Annotated in this window: 18 protein-coding genes; 11 read left to right on the forward strand and 7 right to left on the reverse strand. The window is 67.1% G+C overall.

Annotation, left to right across the window (positions count from 1 at the left end):
- Window positions 1–14: 14 nt before the first annotated feature.
- The gene (locus JOE31_RS00430; protein ID WP_209741637.1) at window positions 15–656 is read left to right on the forward strand and encodes a class I SAM-dependent methyltransferase; all 642 of its coding nucleotides are present in this window, start codon (window positions 15–17) and stop codon (window positions 654–656) included.
- A gap of 170 nt (window positions 657–826) precedes the next feature.
- On the opposite strand, the gene JOE31_RS00435 is transcribed toward JOE31_RS00430, so the two are convergent.
- Together JOE31_RS00435 and JOE31_RS00440 are read right to left on the reverse strand one after the other, a co-directional pair.
- Window positions 827–2,002: an acyl-CoA desaturase gene (locus JOE31_RS00435; RefSeq protein WP_209741638.1), complete on the reverse strand. Its 1,176-nt coding sequence runs from the start codon at window positions 2,000–2,002 to the stop codon at window positions 827–829.
- 13 nt (window positions 2,003–2,015) lie between these two features.
- A complete protein-coding gene (locus tag JOE31_RS00440; RefSeq protein ID WP_209741639.1) occupies window positions 2,016–3,137 on the reverse strand; it encodes a ferredoxin reductase in 1,122 nt (373 codons plus the stop codon).
- A gap of 99 nt (window positions 3,138–3,236) precedes the next feature.
- Between JOE31_RS00440 and JOE31_RS00445 the strand changes: the two genes are divergently transcribed.
- Complete coding sequence (locus JOE31_RS00445; protein WP_209741640.1) at window positions 3,237–4,439, forward strand: CdaR family transcriptional regulator; 1,203 nt, start codon at window positions 3,237–3,239, stop codon at window positions 4,437–4,439.
- A gap of 8 nt (window positions 4,440–4,447) precedes the next feature.
- Here JOE31_RS00445 and JOE31_RS00450 read toward each other — a convergent pair whose 3' ends face one another.
- Together JOE31_RS00450 and JOE31_RS00455 are read right to left on the reverse strand one after the other, a co-directional pair.
- Entirely contained in the window at window positions 4,448–5,863 is a 1,416-nt protein-coding gene (locus JOE31_RS00450) for a GAF domain-containing serine/threonine-protein kinase (protein ID WP_209741641.1), read from the reverse strand.
- Window positions 5,864–5,941: 78 nt separating this feature from the next.
- The gene (locus JOE31_RS00455) at window positions 5,942–7,555 is read right to left on the reverse strand and encodes a peptide chain release factor 3 (RefSeq protein ID WP_209741642.1); all 1,614 of its coding nucleotides are present in this window, start codon (window positions 7,553–7,555) and stop codon (window positions 5,942–5,944) included.
- A gap of 359 nt (window positions 7,556–7,914) precedes the next feature.
- Here JOE31_RS00455 and disA point away from each other — a divergent pair, with 359 nt between their 5' ends.
- Window positions 7,915–8,991: a DNA integrity scanning diadenylate cyclase DisA gene (disA, locus tag JOE31_RS00460; protein ID WP_209741643.1), complete on the forward strand. Its 1,077-nt coding sequence runs from the start codon at window positions 7,915–7,917 to the stop codon at window positions 8,989–8,991.
- Between the two features lie 30 nt (window positions 8,992–9,021).
- On the opposite strand, the gene JOE31_RS00465 is transcribed toward disA, so the two are convergent.
- Complete coding sequence (locus JOE31_RS00465) at window positions 9,022–10,803, reverse strand: exo-alpha-sialidase (protein WP_209741644.1); 1,782 nt, start codon at window positions 10,801–10,803, stop codon at window positions 9,022–9,024.
- A gap of 141 nt (window positions 10,804–10,944) precedes the next feature.
- Here JOE31_RS00465 and JOE31_RS00470 point away from each other — a divergent pair, with 141 nt between their 5' ends.
- From JOE31_RS00470 to JOE31_RS00505, 8 genes are all read left to right on the forward strand, one after another.
- Window positions 10,945–12,588 (forward strand): ABC transporter substrate-binding protein, encoded by a 1,644-nt coding sequence (locus JOE31_RS00470; RefSeq protein WP_209741645.1) that lies wholly within the window; start codon window positions 10,945–10,947, stop codon window positions 12,586–12,588.
- Between the two features lie 33 nt (window positions 12,589–12,621).
- On the forward strand, window positions 12,622–13,578 hold the full coding sequence (locus JOE31_RS00475; protein ID WP_280872496.1) for an ABC transporter permease: 957 nt from the start codon (window positions 12,622–12,624) through the stop codon (window positions 13,576–13,578).
- Between the two features lie 3 nt (window positions 13,579–13,581).
- Entirely contained in the window at window positions 13,582–15,705 is a 2,124-nt protein-coding gene (locus JOE31_RS00480) for a dipeptide/oligopeptide/nickel ABC transporter permease/ATP-binding protein (protein ID WP_209741646.1), read from the forward strand.
- Complete coding sequence (locus JOE31_RS00485; protein ID WP_209741647.1) at window positions 15,702–16,508, forward strand: ATP-binding cassette domain-containing protein; 807 nt, start codon at window positions 15,702–15,704, stop codon at window positions 16,506–16,508. The genes JOE31_RS00480 and JOE31_RS00485 overlap by 4 nt, the downstream gene beginning before the upstream one ends.
- Before the next feature lie 37 nt (window positions 16,509–16,545).
- On the forward strand, window positions 16,546–17,463 hold the full coding sequence (locus JOE31_RS00490) for a dihydrodipicolinate synthase family protein (protein ID WP_209741648.1): 918 nt from the start codon (window positions 16,546–16,548) through the stop codon (window positions 17,461–17,463).
- Window positions 17,464–17,539: 76 nt separating this feature from the next.
- Window positions 17,540–18,514: an ROK family protein gene (locus JOE31_RS00495; RefSeq protein WP_209741649.1), complete on the forward strand. Its 975-nt coding sequence runs from the start codon at window positions 17,540–17,542 to the stop codon at window positions 18,512–18,514.
- The gene (locus JOE31_RS00500; RefSeq protein ID WP_209741650.1) at window positions 18,511–19,197 is read left to right on the forward strand and encodes an N-acetylmannosamine-6-phosphate 2-epimerase; all 687 of its coding nucleotides are present in this window, start codon (window positions 18,511–18,513) and stop codon (window positions 19,195–19,197) included. The genes JOE31_RS00495 and JOE31_RS00500 overlap by 4 nt, the downstream gene beginning before the upstream one ends.
- Window positions 19,198–19,230: 33 nt before the next feature.
- Window positions 19,231–20,493: an N-acetylglucosamine-6-phosphate deacetylase gene (locus tag JOE31_RS00505; protein WP_209741651.1), complete on the forward strand. Its 1,263-nt coding sequence runs from the start codon at window positions 19,231–19,233 to the stop codon at window positions 20,491–20,493.
- Between the two features lie 2 nt (window positions 20,494–20,495).
- Here JOE31_RS00505 and JOE31_RS00510 read toward each other — a convergent pair whose 3' ends face one another.
- Both JOE31_RS00510 and JOE31_RS00515 read right to left on the reverse strand, forming a co-directional pair.
- Window positions 20,496–21,284: a glucosamine-6-phosphate deaminase gene (locus JOE31_RS00510; protein ID WP_209741652.1), complete on the reverse strand. Its 789-nt coding sequence runs from the start codon at window positions 21,282–21,284 to the stop codon at window positions 20,496–20,498.
- Between the two features lie 77 nt (window positions 21,285–21,361).
- Window positions 21,362–22,087, reverse strand: coding sequence for a FadR/GntR family transcriptional regulator (locus JOE31_RS00515; protein WP_209741653.1), 726 nt, complete (start codon window positions 22,085–22,087; stop codon window positions 21,362–21,364).
- Window positions 22,088–22,105 lie beyond the last annotated feature (18 nt).

A 22,105-nucleotide genomic window follows, 5' to 3' on the forward strand; every position in this document is an offset into this window, starting at 1 on the left:
CCAGGGAGCCACCGATGCCTGAAGCCAACCACCGGAAATCATCGTTCGGACAATACTTCGCCCGCGTGGGTCCGCGCATGGACGCGCGCGGGGCAGCGGACCACCGGCGGCGACTCGTCGAAGCAGCGCACGGCACCGTCGTCGAAATCGGGGCGGGCTACGGTGCCACCTTCCCCTTCTACCCTTCCGCCGTGACCAGCGTGCTGGCACTCGAACCGGACCCGACGCTCCGGACGCTGGCGCTGGCGGAGGCAAACCGGGCACCGGTTCCCATCACGGTCCAGGACGGCACAGCGGAATCTCTGCCCGCGGCGGACGGATCCGTGGACGTGGTGGTCTCCAGCCTGGTCCTGTGCAGCGTGGCGGACCAGACCGCCGTCCTGACGGAAATGCTGCGGGTTCTCCGGCCCGGCGGCCTCCTGCTGTTCTACGAACATGTCCGCTCCGCGCACCGCGTGCTGGCAGCTGCCGAGGACCTGTTCACCCCGCTGTGGAGCCGGCTGGCCGGCGGATGCCACCCAAACCGCGACACCGCCGCCGGGATCGCCGCAGCGGGCCTCACGCTGCAGACCCTGGAGCGCTTCGGGTTTTCCGCCCTCCCCGGCAATCCGCGGGTAGCCCACATTCTCGGGACAGCGGAAAAGTCACCGGCATGAGCGCCGCCGCCTCCCCCCTCCCTGCCGAGGGACGAGTTTTTGTCCAGATAATGGGTGCAAACCGACGTTTTCGCCCCATTATCTGGACAAAAACTCTCCGGGGGCCGGACATGACAAAGGGCGCCTGCCGCAAAAGCAGGCGCCCTTCCATTCAAACCGGGAGCCGGTGGTTAGGCCTTTTTGGGCGGGAGCGCCAGCTTGAAGACCTTGGCCCACGTGGAGCCGACCTGCTTCCAGATCGGGCCAGTGGTGTACGGCAGGCCGTAGCGCTTGCAGATCTCCTGCACCTTGGGCGCCACCTCGGCGTAGCGGTTGGACGGAATGTCCGGGAAGAGGTGGTGCTCGATCTGGTGCGAAAGGTTTCCGGTCATGAGGTGCATGAACTTGGAACCGGAGATGTTGGCGGAGCCGATCATCTGACGCACGTACCAGTCCCCGCGGGTCTCCCCCTCCACCATTTCCTCGGTGAAAGTGTCGGTCCCGTCGGGGAAGTGACCGCAGAAGATCACAGCGTGGGCCCAGACGTTACGCACCGCATTGGCGGTCAGCGTGCCGTAGAGCGCCTGCTTGCCGGAGCCGGTCAGCATGGCGACGGCCGGGGTTGCGGCGTAATCCTTGGTGAACTGCTTAAGGGCCTTGACGCCGAGGGCCTTGAGGTCCTTGACCAGCGCTTCCTTGGACTTGTTGCCTTCCTTGTAGTCCTGGAGCTCAAGGTCGTAGATCGCGATGCCCCACTCGAAGACCGGGGCCAGGATGGCGTTGTAGAGCGGGTTGCCGAGGTTGAACGGCTTCCACTCCTGCTGGGGGTCCATCCGCAGCAGGTTGTATCCGACGTCGTTGTCCTTGCCCACCACGTTGGTCCAGCGGTGGTGCAGGTCATTGTGGGTGTGCTGCCAGGCGCGTGCCGGGGTGACAAAGTCCCACTCCCAGGTGGTGGAGTGGATGTCCGGGTCCCGCATCCAGTCCCACTGGCCGTGCAGCACATTGTGCCCGATCTCCATGTTTTCCAGGATCTTGGCCAGGCTGAGCAGGGTGGTGCCGGTGATCCAGGCAGCCTTGTTCCGGCTCACCAGGAGCGTCGCGCGGCCGGAGATCTCCAGCCCGCGCTGGATCTTGATCATGCGGCGGATGTACGCGGCGTCGGAGGCTCCGCGCTTCGCCAGAATGTCGTCCTTGATGGCATCAAGTTCGCGGCCCAGCTCGGCCACTTGCTCGTCGGAGAGGTGTGCTGCGGCCGGCGGACGGACAAGTGGGCTGCCGGATGTGGCCAGCGCGCCTCGCCGCGTCTTCGCGGGCACAACGGCGTCTTCCGTGGTCTCGGCTTCGTGGTTGATAACTATTGCCATGCGGTGGTGCTCCTCAAATGTCGAGGTTAACGGGTCCGGCGGCTGCCGATACACACGTCTGGATTAGTTGGCCCGGCTCGCCGTGGACTTCACCGGTGCGGAGGTCGCGGACATGCCCTGCCCGCAGGGGGGTGAGGCAGCTATGGCAGATGCCCATCCGGCAGCCGCTGGGCATCAGCACGCCGGCGTCTTCGCCGACGTCAAGCAGCGGCGTGCTTCCGTCCGCCTCCACCTCGCGGTCGGAGGCTTCAAAGGTGACCAGCCCGCCGTCGTGCCCTGCACCGGCGGCCAGGCTGGTGGTGAAGCGTTCGATGATGAGGTTGATGGGGTCGGCCGCAAACGGCCCCTCCGGCTGGTGGGATTCGCCGCCCGCCGCGGAACCTTCCGCCGCAGCGGCGGCCTCTGCGGACCACAGCGCCTCGGCGTCATCAAGGAAGCCTTCGGGGCCGCACGCATAGGCTGCGCGGTGGCGCCAGTCCGGGCAGAGTTCGTCCAGCACCGCGGCAGATGAGAAGTCCACCCGGCCGCGTTCGCCGGTAAACCAGTGGGTCACCTTGAAGTTGGGGAACTGGTCTGCAAGCTCCGACAGTTCTTCCCGGAAGATGCTGTCTTCCGGGGTCCGGGCTGAATGGATCAGCACAACGTCGGAGTCCGGGCGGTGCGGGACGAGCGTGCGGATCATCGACATGACCGGGGTGATGCCGCTCCCCGCGGTGAGCATCAGCAGGGGCCGCGGGTGCTCCGGGAGGACGAAGTCGCCCTGCGGCGGAGCCAGGAACAGCACGTCACCGGGGCGGGTGTTGCGGACCAGGACGCCGGAAACGGCGCCTACGTCGGTCACGGTAATGGCTGGATCCTGGCCGGCGGGGGCGCTCAGGGAATAGGAACGCCAGTGCCGCACGCCGTCGAGTTCGACGCCGATGCGGGCCCACTGGCCGGCCTGGTGGGCCTTCCAGCCGCGGCCTGGGCGGAAGAAAATGGTGGCGGAATCGGCCGTCTCGGCGACCACCCTGGTGACTATGCCGCGCAACTGGCGGGCAGAGAACACAGGATTGAAGAGCGACAGAATATCTTCTGGAGCTAGCGGGGTGGTCAGTACAGATGCGGCGCGCGCCAGCTTACGGAGCCGGATCATGTTATTAACCTTATGTTGGATCGAGGCATATTTCTTCTCCCAAGGCATACGATCGAACGTTCTAAACTGTTCCCCCGAAACAACTTATGGAAGTCTCTCATGAACCCTCCGGCCTCGAAGAGTCCCGCCGCCCCCGCCTACGATCCGCCGTGGCTCGCACTGCCCCGGGAGGTCAGCGACCTGCTGCGCCCCAAGATGCCCGGCATTGTGGAGGCCATCATCGACGCCGTCCCGCAACTGGTTCCTGCCTATGCCAGGCCTATTGAGGGCCGCTTCGGGCGCGGTTTGCGGCGCGGGGTGGCTGCGGCACTGGAGCGGTTCCTGCAGCTTCCCGGCACCAGGCTCCCCGCCCTGTCCGAGGAAAGCCGGCAGCTCGTGGCGGGTCTTGGCAGCGGCGAATTCCGCCAGGGCCGGAGCATGGACGCGCTGCTGAGCGCCTACCGCATGGGTGCCCGCGTGACGTTCCGGGAGATGTCGCGCATCTCGATGGAAAAGGACCTGGGCCAGAGCGTCGTGGTGGACCTGGGCGAATCGATCCTGGCGTACATCGACGAACTGTCCGCCGTGAGCGCCGAGGCCTACGCCTTTGAACAGTCCGAGCGGGCCGGGGCCGTGGACCGGCGCAGGACCGAACTGCTGGAGCTGCTGCTGATGGGCCAGGCGGACGAGGCCGCCCTGCGGCAGGCGGCCTCCATGGCCGACTGGTCGCTGCCGGCGAGGATGGTGGTGGTCACGCTTCCGCTGGACCGGTCCGCAGGGCTGCGGCTGCAGCTGGGGCCGGGCACACTGGTGGTTGAGCGCGAAACGGATGCCGTGGCGCTTGTCCCGTCCCGGAAGTCCGAGGCCGCCCGGGGGGCGCTGGAGAAGGTATTGAAGGGCAGGTCCGCTTCCGTGGGGCCGGCCGGCAGCTGGGAGAAGGTGCCCGATTCGCTGCGGCTCGCCGTGCTGGCGGCCTCGGTGCTGCCGCCGCGGGAAGACCCCGAGGATCCGCCCATCTGGGCGGATGACCACCTGGCCCAGATCGTGCTCGGCTCCGAGCCCTCGGCCATCGCGGAACTGGCGGAGCGCAGGCTTGCGCCGCTGGAGGGCCTGCGTCCGGCGCAGCGCGAAAGGCTCGCGGAGACCCTCCTCTCCTGGCTGCGGCACTGGGGCCAGCGGGCTCCGGTGGCGGCCGAGCTCGGCATCCATCCGCAGACAGTGGGTTACCGGGCGGCCCAGCTGCGGGAACTCTTCGGCGATGCGCTGGAAGACCCGCGGGCCCGGTTCGAGCTGGAACTGGCCCTGCATGCGGGGCGGCGCTAGGCGGCCGCTCATCTGCCGGCCGCCATTGCGCCGCGGCTTTGCAGCCGCAGCTCGAGGTCGTTCATCACGATGGCGGCCAGGTCCTCCAGCGCGCGGGAATCCTCGGCAGTGAACTCCCGCGGCTGGCGGTCCAGGATGCAGATCGTCCCGAGGTTGTAGCCGTCGGGGGTGCGCAGCGGCACTCCGGCATAGAACTGCAGTCCGAACTCGCCCGCGACGAGCGGGTTCGCCAGGGTGCGCGGGTCCGTGACGGCGTCCGGGACCACCCAGACCTCGTCCTGCAGGATGGCGGAAGCACATAGCCCGGGGTCCCGCCCGATCTCGCCCACCTCGGTCCCGTGATGGGCTTTGAACCAGATCCGGTCGTGGTCCACCACGCTGACGATGGCCACGGGCACGGAGAACATCCGCGCCGCGAGGCCTACGATCCGGTCGAACGTGCCGTCCGGGGGCGTGTCCAGGATCCGGTAGCGTTCGACGGCGCGCATCCGCGCCTCTTCGTTCGCGGCGGAATCGTACGACGGCGGTGCTTCCGCCGGCACCCCGGACGGAGCCGGACTGATGCTCCGGTGGCGCCCGGCGGCGCTGATGACTTCCTGCCGGAGGGCAAGGGAAACGTCCCGGGCACTTGGCCGGGCCGAAGGCTCACGGGACAGCATGGAACTGAGCAGGGCAGCCCATTTGGGTGCCACGACATCGGGGATGTGCGGATCCCGCAAGAGCCGCGCCATGGCTGAGGCGATCGGCGCACCGGGGTACACGGGATCGCCGGTCAGTCCCTCGAGCAGGACCAGTCCCAGGGAGTACACATCGCTGGGCGGCCCCACCCGCTCGCTGGCGGCCTGTTCCGGGCTGAGGTACTGCGGGGTGCCGGAGCTTTCCCCGGGGCCGGTGCGCTGCCCGTCCCCGAGGATCATGGCCACGCCGAAATCGCTCAGCTTGGCGCGTGGCCGGCGGTTATCGTTGTTGTAGTCCACCAGGAGGATGTTGGCGGGCTTGACGTCGCGGTGGACGATGCCGTGGTGGTGGATGTACGCGAGTCCGTCCGCAAGGTCGTGGCCGATCAGCGCCAGATGCGCGGCGTTGATGGGGCCCTGGGCCGCGCGTGCGCGCAGGTCCGGGCCGCGCACCAGTTCCATGACCAGGTACGTGCGGCGGTGCCGGGGATCGCTGAGGTCCGCCCCCGCATCCAGCAAGGTGACCAGCGCGTGGTGGCTCATTCCTGCCAGGATGCGGACTTCCTCGCCCTGGCGGCGCGTGTGGTCCAGGTTCCCGGGGTCGTCGCGGAAGAGTTTGACCGCGACTTCGCGCTGCAGGAGTTCATCGAAGGCCCGGTAGACGCCGGACTGGCTCCCGCGGCCAATCAGGGCCTCAATCCGGTATCGGCCGCTGAGGAGGTAGCCGGGTTCCATGCTTGCAGCCATGATCGGCCTCTCAGCTGTTTATTTGATAAGTATGCTTATGATATCCCGGCGACGGTCGCGGAACTGACGGAGGGCCCGCTATTTGGCGGGGTTGTGTGTGCCGATCGGCACCAGGGTCAGGTCCGGGTGGTTCTTCTCGATCCGGCGCAGCGCCCAAATGTCGTTGAAGAGGGCCAGGTATTCGCCGTCGGAGCGCAGCAGCACCTCGGCGCCCGGCACGTTGGCGAGCGCGGGCATGGCGTCCGCCGTCGAAATCCTTGCCATCGAGTACGGGAGCCGCTCCAGGCGCATCGGCGCGCTGAAGTCATGCGCCATGCGGTCCTCCACCACTTCGAACTGCATGGGGCCGACGGCGGCGAGCACCGGCGCCTGGTCGCCTCGGATGTCGGAGCGGAGCACCTGGATAACGCCCTCGTGCTCAAGCTGCTCGATGCCGCGGCGGAACTGCTTGAAGCGGCTGGGGTCCTTGGAGCGTGCAACCTGGAAGTGCTCCGGTGCGAACAGCGGGATCGCGGGGAACTCCACGGGTTCGTCCAGGAACAGGCTGTCCCCCACCCGGAGGGACGAAGCGTTGACCAGGCCGACGACGTCGCCGGGGAAGGCTTCGTCAATGACCTCGCGCTCACGGCCGAACACCTGCTGGGCGTACTTGGTGGCGAACGACTTTCCGGTGCGGGTCTGGGTGACCACCATGCCGCGCTCGAACACGCCGGAGCAAACGCGGATAAAGGCGACGTGGTCGCGGTGGGCCTTGTTCATGCCGGCCTGGACCTTGAAGACGAAGCCCGCGAACGGCGCATCCACCGCACGGGGTTCGCCGTCGACGTCGGGACGGGGCGCGGCCGGCGGCGCGAAATCCACCAGGGCGTCCAGGATTTCCTTGACGCCGAAGTTAAGGGCCGCGGAGCTGAAGAGGATGGGAGTGGCCTTGCCTGCGTGGAAGGCGTCGACGTCGAACTCCAGGTTGGATTCGATGACCAGCCCGGCTTCGTCCACGGCATTGGACCAGTCGTCGCCCTGGTTGACGGCGGCTTCCTCGGGGGTGAAGTACTCAGTGAGCGCGATGTTGGCGCCGGCATTGTTGCGCTGGAACCGGGCGAAGCGGTCGTTGCGGAGGTCCCACACGCCGCGGAAGTCGCCCGAGATACCCACGGCCCAGGTCAGCGGCATGGGCTGGAGCCCCGTACGGTCGGTGATTTCGTCCATGAGGGCCAGCGCATCCAGGCCGGGGCGGTCCCACTTGTTGATCACCGTGATGATGGGCAGGTTGCGCTGCTTGCAGACCTCGAAGAGCTTCATGGTCTGCGTTTCCAGGCCTTTGGCCGCGTCAACCAGCATGACTGCGCAGTCAACGGCGGCCAGGACGCGGTAGGTGTCCTCGGAGAAGTCGGCGTGGCCGGGGGTGTCCAGGAGGTTGATCACGGTGTCCCGGTAGGCGAACTGCAGGGCTGCGGAACTGATGGAGATGCCGCGGTCCTTTTCCATCTGCATCCAGTCCGAGACCGTTTCCTTGCGGTTGGCCTTGCCGCTGGACGCGCCGGCGGTGCCGATCACCTTCGCGTGCAGGGCCAGCGCCTCAGTGAGCGTTGACTTGCCGGCGTCAGGGTGGGAAATGACCGCGAAAGTCCGACGCCGGGCCGCCTGCTTGTGAATCTCCTGGACTCGGGCGGGGCTAAGGACTTCTTGAGACACGGTGCTACTTTCGCTGCGACATGGGGGCTGGTAAGGGATGCGAACGTGGGGCGAACGCGACTTTAACGCGGGGGCCGGCAGGCGTGAACTGTGCAGCCAAGGTTTCCAGTTTATCGCAGGGCGGCAGGAGCCGCCGGTGGGCGCCCCAACCGCCGCCTCCCGCCGTCGTCGTCAGGGGTCTTCCGGGGCATCGCCAGCGCAGTCCAAACGAGCCACTTTGAGGCTTGTCCGTGCGGTTAATGCGCTTCTTTGCCCCTAGTATGGAGCCAGTGGGGAAATGAGTACTTTTGATCCTGCCGGCGGAATCGTAAAACCGGCGTACTTGCAGGCAGCGGCTTGCACCTTTGAAGGGAAAACCTATGGCTCGGAGCCCTGAAGATTCGCTTAAGGCGACTCTGGGCAGAGTGGCTCCAGGCACCGCTCTGCGCGATGGCCTGGAACGCATCCTCCGCGGGCGCACCGGCGCATTGATCGTTCTGGGCTCGGACCGCACCATTGAATCCATCTGTTCCGGCGGATTCGATATCGGGATCGACTTCTCCCCCACCAGGCTTCGCGAACTCGCCAAAATGGACGGCGCCATCATCTGCGACAAGGACGCCGGCAACATCCTCCGGGCCGCTGTGCAGCTGGTTCCGGATTCGAGCATCGAAACCCAGGAATCCGGAACCAGGCACCGGACGGCCGAGCGCGTCGCCATCCAGACCGGCGTCCCCGTGATCTCAGTCAGCCAGTCCATGCAGATCATCGCCCTCTACGTGAACGGCCTGCGGCACGTCCTGGAAGGCTCCGAGAAGGTCCTTGCCCGCGCCAACCAGGCGCTGGCCACCCTGGAACGCTACCGCTCCCGCCTGGACCAGGTCACCAGCTCCCTTTCCGCGCTGGAAATCGAAGCCATGGTGACAGTCCGGGACGTCGCGGTGACGTTGCAGCGCCAGGAAATGGTGCGCCGGATCTCCGAGGAAATCTCCCAGTACGTCTTGGAGCTCGGCGAGGACGGACGGCTGCTTTCGCTGCAGCTGGATGAACTCACGGTAGGCCGGGGACCCGGCAGCGATGTGATCATCCGCGATTACGCCGGACCCAACGCGTCGCCGGAGGACATCGAGGGCGCCGTCAGTGCCCTGCTGGGCCTCGGCCCCACCGAGCTGATCGACCTGAGCAGGATTGCCGGCATTATCGGCTTCGCGGGCGGCGTGGAGACCCTCGACGCCGTGGTGCAGCCGCGCGGATACCGGCTCCTCTCCGGCCTGAAGGCGGTGCCCAAGGCCGTGGCGGACAGGCTCGTTGACCACTTCGGCGGCCTCCAGTACCTGATGGCGGCCACCATCGATGACCTCATGACCGTGGACGGCATCGGCGACCAGCGCGCCCGCACGGTTCGGGAAGGACTGAGCCGGATGGCCGAGGCGAGCCTGCTGGACCGGTTCCTCTAGACACCGCCACGCGCCGGCTCGCGGCTTGCCTTACACCGGACCAACGCGCACGCTGCCGTCGGCCATGTTGAACGTGAACCGGCGCTCAAGCCGCCGGTTCACGCCGCCCGCCGTCCACTCCACCCCGTACCTGACGTCGAGCGAGCCGCGTTCCACGTCCCGCGCCGTCACCGTGCAGACAGGGGTGAAATACAGCGATTCCTCGCCGGGCTGCAGGTCTGCCGGACCGAACTCTTCCGCCCCCGGACCCGTCAGCCGCACGCCGGCCAGCACCTCCCGGCCACTGTTGCGCGCCCGTCCGGTGAAGGCAAGGATGTCCCCCGCCTTGTAGCCGGGGATGACCGGCCCGTAGTTCAGGTCCTGCGCCTCGCGCGTTCCGATCACCTGGGCTGATTCAGCCGAGTATCCTTGGCCGATCTCCTTCCATGTGTGGACGTCCCACTCGCCCGCATCGGCGGCCATCACGTGGAATTCGCCGGCGTTTTGCCAGACCTCCGGACGGCCGGGCGTGACAGAGCGGAGTTCCATGTCGAACACCATCCCTGCTGCGGGTCCGGCAGGCTGGCCGGAGGCCGGTCCGGCAGGCTGCCCGGCTGGCTCACCGGAGTCCTCACGGGTGGCACGGCGGGTGCCCTGACGGGGCGCGGCGGCATCCGTGAGCTGGGCTGCCGGAATGGAGCAGAACACAATTTCGCGGTAGCCCTGGCGCTCGTAGAGGACTCCGATGTTCCCGTCGGGCAGCCTGGCCGCCGTTGAATACGCCGAGCTGCCCGGGCAAATGGCGAGCTTCGCCGGCCAACTTGCTCCATTGTCCCGGGAGAGGCTGAGCACGGTGTTGCGGCGCAACGCGGTGTCGTGGTTGTTGGTTGCAAGCAACCATGCGTCCGTTTCCGCGGTGGCATGGCCCGGGGGAAGCGGCAGCCCGTCAAAACGGGCCACGGAGCCGTTGTCGCCGGGATCGGGGAGGTCCGCAACGGCGGTCAGCGGACCCCAGCTGTGCCCGCCGTCGCGGGAGATCGCTGATAGCCGGCGGGGAGTGGCGCGGCTGTGCAGCAGGAGCCTGCCGTCGCTGAGGCAGACAACCTTGTTCTCGTTGGGCGCCACCCCGCCTCCTGTCGGCGCGCCCGCCTGCCCGCCGGCCGCCGAAGGGCCGATGAGCTCCCCCAGCGACCAGGTTTCGCCGTGGTCGTCGCTGTAGGCGGACGCCGCCAAAATCTCCCCCTGCACCAGCACCACGTACTGCTGGACGAGTCTCCCGGCGAACGGTCCGGCATGGATTTGGATGCCCTGCCCCGCCGCCGCGAAGATTCCGGTAATTCCGCGGTCGCGGCCGGCTGCGAGCTTGAGCTGGGCCGTGAGCCGCCGGTGCCGCCAGGTCAGCCCGTCGTCGTCGGAGTAGCTGACGTCGCAGTGCTGGACGTCGTCGTCGTTCCCCGCACCTTCGGCGGCTTCGAAGAAACCGGCGCGGGTGCCTGCCGCGTGGAACATAAAGATCCGGCCCGTCCCGGCGTCCACCAGCAGGCTTGGATCCCCGTACCCCTCAAGCCCGACGCCGGTGCGCACCACTTGCTGAGCCTGCCAGGAGCGCCCGCTGTCACCACTGCGCCGTAGCAGAAGATCAATCGGGCTGGGAAGATCATCAAGGTTGGGTCGTCCGTCGTATGCGGCGAGCAGGGTGCCGCGGGCAGTCACAGCCATCGCTGGAATCCTGTACTGCCGGTAGCCGCCCCTGCCGCGCTCCGCCAGCACGTGCTCAACGTCGGGGCGCGCCAACTGAATGCCATCGGCTGAAGAAAAGAGGTGGGATGTCATATCTCCAGAGTAAATGCCCGGAACCGCACGCCAAAGCGAGCCGGCTCACACTTGACGGAAGCATGTGACCACCCTTACAGTTTTTCCTACGAGCATCGGACGTCCTACATCCGATAACTAATCTGAACGGTGAGGCACCTCATGGATAAGACGATCAAGAACCGTCAGCTGGTCAATTCCGCCAGCCGCCGGAGTTTCCTTAAATTGACCGGAGCAGCGGGGGTCGCGGCTGCTTTCGCCAGCTCCCTGGCTGCCTGCGGCGGGCCTGCAGCCACCACGGCAGGCGCCTCCGGAAACACGGCACCCGTCAACAAGGACCTCATCATCGAGGCCGGCATCTCCTACGCCCTGTCCACCGGGTTCGATCCGTTGTCCTCCTCAGGCGCCACGCCCCTTGCCGCCAACCTGCACGTCTACGAAGGCCTGGTGGAACTGCACCCGGCCACCCGCGAGCCGTACAACGCACTCGCCGCCGAGGACCCGAAGATGGTCAGCCCCACCACCTACCGGGTGTCCCTTCGCCAGGGCGCCAAGTTCCACGACGGCACCCCGGTCACGGCAGACGACGTCGTCTTCTCGTTCACCCGTGTGATGGATCCGGCAAACAAGTCCCTGTTCTCGCAGTTCATCCCCTTCATCAAGGAAGTCAAGGCCGTTGATGCGGCCACGGTCGAGTTCACCCTCAAGTACGCCTTCCCCGGGTTCGGCCCGCGGATCTCCGTGGTCAAGGTTGTCCCCAAGGCCCTGGCCAACTTCCCGCTGGGCTCGGAACAACTCAAGGCTTTCGACGCCAAGCCGGTGGGCACCGGACCGTACAAACTCATCTCGGCAGTCAAGGACGACAAGATCGTCTTCGAAGCCAACCCTGACTACAACGGCCCCATGCCCGCCCTGGCAAAGGGCATGACCTGGCTGCTGCTCTCCGACGCCGCAGCGCGCGTCACCGCCATGCAGTCCGGCCGCGTGCAGGCAATCGAGGACGTCCCCTACCTGGACGTGGACGGCCTCAAGGCCAAGGCCACCGTGGAATCCGTCCAGTCCTTCGGCATGCTGTTCCTGATGTTCAACTGCACCAAGGGCCCGTTCAGCGACAAGCGCGTCCGCCAGGCCCTGCACTATGGCCTGGACAAGGACTCCATCATCAAGAAGGCCCTGTTCGGCAACGCCAAGGCAGCCAGCTCCTACTTCCAGGAAGGCCACCCGGACTACGTCAAAGCGAAGAACGTCTACTCCTACGACGCCGCCAAAGCCGCGGACCTGCTCAAGGAAGCCAGCGTCACCAGCCTGGAGTTCGAACTGCTGACCACTGACACCGCCTGGGTCAAGGATGTCGCCCCGCTGATGCTCGAGTCCTGGAACAAGATCCCAGGAGTGAAGGTCACACTCAAGAACCTGCAGTCCGGCGCCTTGTACGCGGACCGGGTGGGCAAGGGCGACTACAGCGTGGTTGCGGCTCCGGGCGACCCCTCGGTCTTCGGAAACGACGCCGACCTGCTGCTGAGCTGGTTCTACGCCGGGGACACCTGGATGAAGGGCCGCGCCAACTGGGCTGCCACCCCGGAACGCGCGCAGCTCGTGGATCTGATGGCCAAAGCCGGGCAGTCCGCCGGGGACGAGGCCAAGAAGCTGACCGGCGAAATCGTCGACCTGGTTTCCGAGGAAGTGCCCCTGTACCCGATCTTCCACCGCCAGCTCCCCAGCGCGTGGGATTCCACCAAACTCAGTGGCTTCAAGCCGCTGCCCACCACCGGCGTCTCGTTCGTCGGCGTCGGCCGCACGGCCTAGGCCAAAGCCACCCCAGATCAACCGGAGAATACATTGGTCACGATATTGCGTCTGCTCGGCCGAAGGCTCGCAGCACTGCCCCTGATGATTCTGGGCATCACCTTGCTGGTGTTCCTGGTCCTGCAGGCCGCACCCGGCGACCAGGCCAGCAGCGCCCTCGGTGAGGGCGCCAGCGAGGAAGCCAAGGAACAGTACCGGCAGGACAACGGCCTGAACGACCCGTTGTTCCTGCAGTACCTGGGCTTCCTCGCCAAGCTGCTCCGCTTTGACCTGGGAGTCACCACTCCCCCGGCGAAGTCGGTGGCCACCATGATCGGTTCGGCCTTCCCCCTGACCCTTCAGTTGACGCTGTTTGGCGTGCTCATCGCCGTCGTGCTGTCGTTGGCCTTCGGAATCGTCGGGGCTCTTTACCGGGACAAGTGGCAGGACCAGCTGGTGCGGGTGTTCTCAATCGCGGCGGTCGCCACGCCGTCGTTCTGGCTTGGCATCCTGCTGATCCAGTGGTTCGCCCTCGGTTCCAGCCCGATGTTCCCCTCGGGCGGCATCGCGACGCCGGAATCCGGCTTTGGCGGCTGGCTCAACTCGATGGCCCTCCCGGCCCTCGCCCTCGGCATCCCGGTCTCGGCGTCCCTCATCCGCGTGGTCCGCACCTCGATGGTGGAGGAACTGGACCGGGACTACGTCCGCACAGCCATCGGCAACGGCGTGCCCTACCGCGAAGTGGTGTCCCGGAACGTGCTGCGGAACGCCCTGGTCACACCGGTGACCGTGCTGGGGCTCAGGATCGGCTACCTGCTGGGCGGCGCCGTCGTGATTGAAATGATCTTTGCCCTCCCCGGCATGGGCCAGCTGATCCTCAACGGCATCACCAACCTCGACGTCAACCTGGTGCAGGGGGTAGTGCTGACCATCTCGGTCACCTTTGTCCTGGTGAACATCGCCGTCGACCTTCTCTACCTGCTCATCAACCCCCGAATCAGGACGGTCTGACCCATGCGAAGCAAACTCGCTGAACGGCTCAGTGCCCCCGGGATCCGCTTCAAGGCCCTGCCGTGGAGCTCCCGCTTTGCGCTCGTGTTCCTGGTGGCCATCATCGCCGCCGCCATCCTGGCTCCGGTGCTCGCCCCGCACGACCCGCTCGAAACCTTCATCCCCGCCACCGCACCCGGAGGTGAACACCTTTTCGGCACCGACCGGCTGGGCCGGGACATCTTCTCCCGCCTGCTGTACGGCTCGCAGTCCTCGCTGCTGATCGGCCTCGGCGCCGTGGCGCTGGCCGTAGCGGCGGGCGCCCTGCTGGGATCCCTGGCGGCCACGTCCAGCAAGGCCGTCAATGAACTGATCATGCGCCTGATGGACATCCTCATGGCGTTCCCCGGCATAGCCCTGGCCGCGGTCCTGCTGGCGGCCTTCGGCAACTCGGTACCCACCATCATCGTGGCGATTGCGGTCATCTACACCCCGCAGCTGGCCCGCGTGGTGCGCGCCAACGTGCTGTCGCAGTACGGCGAGGACTACGTCCGCGCCGAGCGGGTGATCGGCGCAGGCCGGTTCTACATCCTGCTCAAGCACATCGTCCGGAACACCGCGGCCCCCGTCCTCGTGTTCGCCACGGTTATGGTGGCGGATGCCATCATCCTCGAGGCCTCGCTGTCCTTCCTCGGTGCCGGCGTGCAGGATCCCGCCCCGTCCTGGGGCAACGTCATCTCCTACGGCCGCAACCTCGTCCTCTCGGGCGGCTGGTGGGCCACCACCTTCGCCGGCCTCACCATCCTGCTGACCGTCCTGGCCCTGAACATCCTGGCCGAAGGCCTCACCGACGCGATGGTGAACCCGAAGCTGCGCAGGGCTCCCGTGGTAAAGGACGACGACGGAACTGCTTCATCGGTTGCCGGCGCCGCTGTAGGCACTGAAGTTGCCACGTCCGTCGCCCAGCCGTCCGTGGTGGAAGAACACGAGCTCGACGGCGTCCGGGCGGCTTCCCGCGACGCCCTCACCGAGGAGCACTACAACAAGTCAGCCCTGCTGACTGATGTCAAGGTGGCCGCCGCCAGCCCGCACGTCCTGCTCGACAGGGAACTGGAACTGCTGGCAGCCATTGAAGCCAAACGCACCGACCGTCTTCCCCAGGTCCCGGCCGGCGCCCGCAACGTCCTGGAGGTCAAGAACTTGTCCATCCGCTTCCCGGGCCGCTTCGGCGACACCGCGATCGTGGACAACGTCTCCTTCACGGTCCGCGAAGGAGAAACCATGGGCCTCGTTGGTGAGTCCGGCTGCGGCAAGTCGATCACCTCGCTGGCCGTCATGGGGCTCCTGCCCAAGACGGCGCAGATCACCGGATCCATCATGTTCGACGGCAAGGAACTCCTCGACGCCGATACCAGGCACAGCAGCCCCAAGGCCTATGAGGGCCTGCGCGGCGAACAGATCGCCATGGTCTACCAGGACGCCCTCAGCTCCCTGAATCCGTCCATGAAAATCAAGGACCAGATGGAGCAGCTGACCCGCCGCGGGGGACGCAAGACCCCCACTGAATGGCTTGAGATGGTCAAGCTGGATCCCGTCCGCACGCTGGCCAGCTACCCGCACGAGCTCTCCGGCGGCCAGCGCCAGCGCGTGCTGATCGCCATGGCACTCTCCCGTTCACCGAAGATCGTTGTTGCCGACGAGCCCACCACCGCCCTGGACGTCACCGTCCAGAAGCAGGTTGTGGACCTGCTCAACGAACTGCGCGACCAGCTCGGCTTCGCCATGGTTTTTGTCAGTCACGACCTCGCACTGGTGGCATCCCTGGCCCACCGCATCACGGTCATGTACGCCGGCCAGGTGGTGGAATCCGCCCAGGCCTCCGAGCTCCTGCAAAACCCGAAGCACGAGTACACCCGGGGATTGCTCGGCGCCGTCCTGTCCATTGAGGCCGACGCCGTCCGCCTGCACCAGATCCCCGGCACCGTGCCGTCCCCGCGCGACTTCGCCCCGGGCGACCGCTTCGCGGCGCGCTCACTGCGCCCCGACGCCGACCCCAACCAGCGACTGGTGCTCACAGCCGTTCGGTCGGCCCAGGGCGACGACGCTGACCACTACTGGGCGAGCCACCTGAAGGAGGACGCGAAATGAGTGAATCAACCGGCAAGCCGGTCATCGAACTCAAGGACCTGAAGGTCTACCACCATGCGCGGACCGGGGGGCTGTTCCGCCCGAACATCGTCAAGGCAGTCGACGGCGTGGACTTCACCATCAGCCGGGGTGAAACCGTCGGCATCGTGGGTGAGTCCGGCTGCGGCAAATCAACGCTTGCTTCGGTACTCGTGGGTCTCCAGCAGCCGACGTCGGGCCAGGTCCTCTTCCACGGCAAGCCCGCCATCAAGCGCAACGCAGCCATGCGCAAGGAATTCGGCCGCTCCGTCTCCGTGGTCTTCCAGGACCCGGCAACCGCCTTGAACCCGCGCATGACCATCCAGGACATCCTGACCGACCCCCTGCAGATCCACGGCATAGGCACCGCGGCCACCCGCGCTGCCACGGTCAAGGAACTCCTGGCGCTGGTAGGCCTGCCGCAGTCAGCCGCAGAAGTCACGCCGTCCCAGGTGTCCGGCGGCCAGCGCCAGCGTGTGGCGATCGCCCGCGCCCTGGCACTGGATCCGGACATCATCGTGGCGGACGAGCCGACCTCGGCCCTCGACGTCTCCGTCCGCGCGCAGGTGCTGAACCTGCTGTCCGACCTGAAGACCCGCCTGAACCTCGGCATGGTGTTCATCTCGCACGACATCCAGACCGTCCGCTACGTCTCCGACCGCATCTGCGTCATGTACTTCGGCAAGATCGTCGAACAAGGCACAGCCAGCCAGGTCTTCGACCACCCCATCAACGACTACACCAAGAAGCTGCTGGGCGCCGCGCCAAGCCTGCTCCACATCTAGTTTTTCCCTTCACAAGCTACAAACAACGGAGAATTCTGTGTCCACTCAGTTCCAGGGCGTCATCCCCCCGGTCATCACCCCCCGCCACACCGACGGCAGCATCGACACTGCGTCGCTGAAGAACGTCACCAAGCACCTGATCGACGGCGGTGTGTCCGGACTTTTCGTCCTCGGATCCTCCGGCGAAGTCCCCTACCTGACCAACGCGGAGCGTGAGCTGGTGGTCTCCACCATCGCCGACGCCAACGCCGGAGCCGTCCCGCTAATCGTGGGCGCCAACGAGCAGACCACCAACCGAGTCATCGAAGAAGCACGCAAGGTAGTTGACCTTGGCGCCGACGCGATAGTGGTCACGTCCATGTACTACGCCATCGGCAACACGGCGGAGACCGAAACCCACTTCCGCAGCATCCACGCCGCCATCGAGAAGCCGATCTTCGCCTACGACGTCCCGGTCCGCACCCACTTCAAGCTGCCCACGGACCTGCTGGTCCGCCTGGGCCGCGACGGAGTGATCGCCGGCGTCAAGGACTCCTCCGGCGACGACGTCTCGTTCCGCCAACTGCTCCTTGCCGCCAAGGACATCCCGGACTTCGACATCTTCACCGGCCACGAAGTCGTAGTTGACGGCGCCCTCCTCGGCGGCGCCCAGGGCGTTGTCCCGGGCCTCGGCAACGTTGACCCCGCCGGCTACCGACGACTCTTCGACGCCGCCCGGGCCGGCGACTGGGCCGGCGCCGCCCGCGAACAGGACCGCCTGGCCGACGTCTTCGAAATCGTCTACGCCCCCAACGGCCGGGTCTCCGGCGGAGCCGCAGGCCTGGGCGCCTTCAAGACCGCCCTGCAGCTCATGGGCGTCATTGAATCCAACACCATGAGCCAGCCCATGCTGTCCCTGAACGACGACGAAGCCGCCACGATCCGCACCGTTCTCGAGCGCAACGGCCTGGTCTAAGTTCGGCCCCGTGATCGAGCCTGCCGGGGTCCCGGTTTCGACCATGCTCAACACCGGAACGTATGTGAGGAAAGAAATGCAGTACGCAATCGGCGTTGACCTGGGCGGCACCAAGACTGCTGCCGGGGTTGTTTCGGAGGTCGGGGAGGTGCTGTTTTCGGAGACCATTCCGACGCTGAACCGCGACGGCGGCGAGGCAATCCTCAACGCGACGGCGGCGCTGGTTTCCGGGCTCATGTCCCGGGCCACGGCCAATAGCCTTGGGATTGTCGGAGCGGGCGTTGGTTCGGCCGGTGTGATTGATGCCGGGCGCGGTGTGGTGGTGTCAGCAACGGATGCCATCCTGGGCTGGGCCGGGACTGAGCTGGCGGCGGGGCTCGCCGGCCGGCTTGGCCTCACCCCGGAGTCGGTTCGTGCCGTTAACGATGTCCACGCGCACGCGCTTGGCGAGTCCTGGACCGGGGCGGCAGCCGAAACCGCCAGTTCGTTGCTGGTGGCCTTCGGCACAGGGGTCGGCGGCAGCTTCGTCCTGGCCGGCAGTCCGGTCCTGGGTCACCGCTACGTGGCCGGCCATGTGGGCCACCTTGCGTCCCCTTTCGCGTACAGCCGCGGCCGGGCCCTGCCGTGCGTCTGCGGAAGGGCCGGCCATGTTGAAGCGATCGCGTCCGGGCCGGCGATCCGCGAGGCCTATGTGCGCCTCGGCGGGTCCCCCGACGTCCCGGACACCCGTGCGGTTTTCGCTTTGGCGCACGACGGCGATGCTGCCGCCACCACGGCGGTCAGGGACGCCGCCGGCGCTGCCGGGCAGGCGGTGGGCGGCCTTGCCAATGTCCTGGATCCTGAACTCGTGGTCGTTTCCGGCGGCCTGGCCGACGCCGGCGAACTATGGTGGAAGCCGATGGAAGCCGCCCTCCGGGCTGAACTGCTGGCCCCGCTCGCGGGGCTGCCGGTCCGCCCGGCCGCCCTGGGCAACACTGCTGCCGTGATCGGCGCTGCCAGCCTTGTCCTCACCCCGCCCAGCTCCGTCGACGACCTCCGGGAGACACTTTGATCCTCACGCCACAGGGCCTTGCTGCCCTCCGTTCACAGCTGGTCGTCTCCTGCCAGGCCTACCCCGGGGAGCCCATGCGGGACCCCCGCACCACCGGCCAGGTTGCCGCATCAGCGGTGGCAGGCGGGGCTGCCGCGGTCCGGGTCCAGGGGCTGGCGGATGTCCAGTTCACCCGCGCCGCCGTCGAAGTTCCCGTCATCGGGCTCTGGAAGGACGGCCACGACGGCGTGTTCATCACCCCCACGCTTCGCCACGCGCTGGCCGTGGCGAACGCCGGCGCCCATGTGGTGGCCCTGGACGGCACGCGCCGCGAGCGCCCGGACGGGCTCTCCCTCGCGCAGACGATCGCCGGCATCCGTGGCGAATCCCACGCGCTGGTGATGGCCGACTGCGGTTCCCTGGACGACGCCGCCGCCGCCGTGGACGCAGGGGCCGACCTGGTGGGCACCACCCTGGCCGGTTACACGGGCGAGCGCCCGAAGACGACGGGCCCCGACCTTGCCCTGCTGGAGCAGATCGCCTCCGCGGAGCTCGGCAGGCCGCTGATCGCGGAAGGACGGATCCACACACCTGCCCAGGCCCGCCAGGCGCTCGAGGCCGGCGCTTTCGCCGTCGTCGTCGGAACCGCCATCACCCATCCGGCCACCATCACCGGCTGGTTCTCCGACGCCCTGCGTTCCTGATCCTGAACCACCCCTGCACTGAAAGCGGCACACGTGACCCCGGCAGACCTGTCCCCTTCAACTCCCCGCCAGCCGACCGAAAGCCGGACCTTCGTCCTGGCAGGAACGGTGCTCTCCGACGGGCGCGCCCTGCCGGACCACATAGTGGCCGTCGTTGGTAGCCGGATTACGTTCGCCGGCCCCCGGAGCTCCTTTGACGCCGCGGACTACCCCGGGGCGGTGGAACTGGAGGTGCCCGCCGGGGGCTTCATTCTGCCGGGTCTGGTGGACTTGCACTGTCACGGGGCGGCGGGCGGAGACTTCCCCGGCGGTGACGAGGACGCTTGCCGCACGGCAGTGGACTTCCTGCACCGCCACGGCACCACCACGCTTCTTGCCAGTCTTGTCACGGCCTCCCGTGACGACCTTCTCACAGGGATCAGGTCCCTTCGCGTGCTCACCGGCGAGGGCCTCATCGCGGGCATCCATTCGGAGGGCCCGTTCCTGTCCACGGCCCGGTGCGGTGCGCAGAATCCCGACTGGCTTCGGCACCCCGACCTGGCCCTGACGGCCGAAATGCTGGAGGTAGCCGGCGGTTCGCTGAAAAGCATGACCTACGCCCCGGAACTGCCCGGTGCCAAGGACCTGGTTAGCCTGCTAGCGCAGCATGGTGTCACACCGTCACTTGGCCACACCGATGCGGACCCAAGCACCGCGGCTTCCTCCCTCGAACACGCTGCGGAAGCCCTGGCGGCCGCTCCAGGCTCCTGGGCCGGCACGCGGCCCACCGTGACGCATCTCTTCAACGGCATGCCGCCGCTCCACCACCGGAATCCGGGACCGGCATCGGCCTGCCTGCGCTTGGCGCGCGCCGGAACCGCCGCCGTCGAACTCATCGCCGACGGCGTCCACCTGTCGCCTGAGACAGTGCACATGGTGTTCGAACTTGTGGGAGCGGAAAACGTTGTGCTGGTCACCGACTCGATGGCCGCAACCGGCCTCCCGGACGGGGACTACGCCCTGGGCCCGGCGTCGGTTTCGGTCCGGGACGCCGTCGCCACCCTGCAAAGCAATGGAGCGCTTGCCGGCGGCACGGCGACCATGCTTGATGTGGTGCGCCGGACCGTCGCCGCCGGGGTATCGGCTGCCGACGCCGCCGCTTCCGCGAGCTGCGTGCCGGCCGGAATCCTGGGAATGGACCATGAAATCGGCAGCGTTCGGCCCGGCATGCGTGCCGACCTCCTCGCTGTGGACGCGGAATTCGGTCTGCTCACGGTGCTGCGGGCCGGGACACTGCTCGGTCCCGCCGCAGCCTGACCCTAGCCGGTAGCGCCCGCTCCTGCAGCGCCGGCCCCGACAGCCACCGGAACTACGGTCCCGGGCGTCCTTACGCGTCCCATCAGGGCAGCCGCACCTTCGTCCGCGATCACCGTCACGTGCGGATGGTGCTGGAGGACGGAGGCCGGGCAGTCGGCCGATACGGGTCCGGTCAATGCCCGGTGCAGGATTTGCGCCTTATCCGCTCCATGCACAACCAGCAGGAGCTGCCGTGCCTCAAGAATTGTGCCGAGGCCCTGCGTGATGCACCGCTCCGGCACGTCCCGTGGCGAGTCGAAGTAGCGTGCATTCGCCTGGCGGGTTCGTTCTGCAAGGACTTCTACCCTGGTGCGGGAATCGAGTGCGGACCCGGGCTCGTTGAAGGCCAGGTGGCCGTTGTGGCCGATGCCCAGCAGCTGGATGTCGATCCCGCCGCAGGCCGCGATGGCCGCTTCGTAGTCGCTGGCGGCGCGCTCGGGTTCCGCTGCGCTTCCGTCCGGGACGAACACGTTGGCCGGGTCAAGCCCGAGCCTCCCGGTGACTTCGCGGCGGACAACTTCGGCATAGCTTTCCGGGTGGCCCGCCGGCAGGCCGACGTACTCATCCAGGGCGAAGCACCGGATGCGTGACATCTCCAGTCCGTATCCGGCAAGGGAGCGGTAGACCGGCAACGGCGATCCGCCCGTGGCCACTCCCAGCACGGCGTCAGGATTGCTTCGGATCACGGCGGCCAGGAATCCCGCGCCAACTGCTCCGGCGGCCGCGGCGTCCTGAACTGTGAAGAATTCCATGCTTAAGGGCTCTTTTCCTTGCTGGGTCCGGCCTGGGAGGCGGGTTCTAATGGTGGTTGTGACGCCGGCTGGCAGGCCTAGCGGGCTGCGACTGTCCTGAGTTTTCCGCGGATGCCGTCGAAGTGGCGCTGCAGGCGTTCGGAGGCCAGCGCCTTGTCGCCCGCCGCCACGGCGTGGTAGATGTCGGCGTGCTCCCGAACCTGTTTGCCCAGGTCCACAGGTCCGGGGCCCAGTTCCAGGTGAATTTGACGGTAAACCTTCCAAAAAACGTCCATCAGGTTCATCAGGAGATCGTTGCGGAGCGGAGCAAATAGCCGGCGGTGGAATTCGGCGTCGTGGATAAACAAGGGTTCCCCCTTGGCTGCCGCGTCCTCCATTGCAGCCAGGGCGCTGCGGAGATCGTCCCGCTGCGCAGCGGTCATCAGGTCCATGGCCGAACCGATCAGGCCGGATTCCAGGGCCTGGCGCACGTCGACGAGTTCCATCGCCTCATCGCCCCGGTGGCGCAGGGAAAGCTTCCCCCGGAAGGCAAGTCCGTCCGCCAGGGCGTGGAAGTTATTGGGAGCGACGAACGTGCCGAAGCCGTGGCGGATCTCGATGACGCCGAGCGCCTGCAGCACCTTCAGCGACTCCCTGATGGTATTGCGTCCCACACCCAGGATCGCGGACAGCTCGCCTTCAGTCGGGAGAGCGTCGCCCACATCGAGTCCCTGCTCCAGGATGAGCTCCATGATCCGCGTCTGCAGGGCGTGCGATCGCAGCTGCGCGCTGAAGCGGGCGGATGACACTTCTTGCGGGGCCATTGTCACGGCTGTCTCCTC

Origin of the sequence: Arthrobacter sp. PvP023 (assembly GCF_017832975.1) — a bacterium.
Lineage (GTDB): Bacteria > Actinomycetota > Actinomycetes > Actinomycetales > Micrococcaceae > Arthrobacter.

Coding starts and splice junctions, on each gene's coding strand:
- JOE31_RS00480 (WP_209741646.1), top strand. CDS start 13,582: ATGCGAAGCAAACTCGCTGAACGGCTCAGTGCCCCCGGGATCCGCTTC.
- JOE31_RS00430 (WP_209741637.1), top strand. CDS start 15: ATGCCTGAAGCCAACCACCGGAAATCATCGTTCGGACAATACTTCGCC.
- JOE31_RS00435 (WP_209741638.1), bottom strand. CDS start 2,002: ATGGCAATAGTTATCAACCACGAAGCCGAGACCACGGAAGACGCCGTT.
- JOE31_RS00470 (WP_209741645.1), top strand. CDS start 10,945: ATGGATAAGACGATCAAGAACCGTCAGCTGGTCAATTCCGCCAGCCGC.
- JOE31_RS00465 (WP_209741644.1), bottom strand. CDS start 10,803: ATGACATCCCACCTCTTTTCTTCAGCCGATGGCATTCAGTTGGCGCGC.
- JOE31_RS00495 (WP_209741649.1), top strand. CDS start 17,540: ATGCAGTACGCAATCGGCGTTGACCTGGGCGGCACCAAGACTGCTGCC.
- JOE31_RS00445 (WP_209741640.1), top strand. CDS start 3,237: ATGAACCCTCCGGCCTCGAAGAGTCCCGCCGCCCCCGCCTACGATCCG.
- JOE31_RS00510 (WP_209741652.1), bottom strand. CDS start 21,284: ATGGAATTCTTCACAGTTCAGGACGCCGCGGCCGCCGGAGCAGTTGGC.
- JOE31_RS00485 (WP_209741647.1), top strand. CDS start 15,702: ATGAGTGAATCAACCGGCAAGCCGGTCATCGAACTCAAGGACCTGAAG.
- JOE31_RS00440 (WP_209741639.1), bottom strand. CDS start 3,137: ATGATCCGGCTCCGTAAGCTGGCGCGCGCCGCATCTGTACTGACCACC.
- disA (WP_209741643.1), top strand. CDS start 7,915: ATGGCTCGGAGCCCTGAAGATTCGCTTAAGGCGACTCTGGGCAGAGTG.
- JOE31_RS00515 (WP_209741653.1), bottom strand. CDS start 22,087: ATGGCCCCGCAAGAAGTGTCATCCGCCCGCTTCAGCGCGCAGCTGCGA.
- JOE31_RS00450 (WP_209741641.1), bottom strand. CDS start 5,863: ATGGCTGCAAGCATGGAACCCGGCTACCTCCTCAGCGGCCGATACCGG.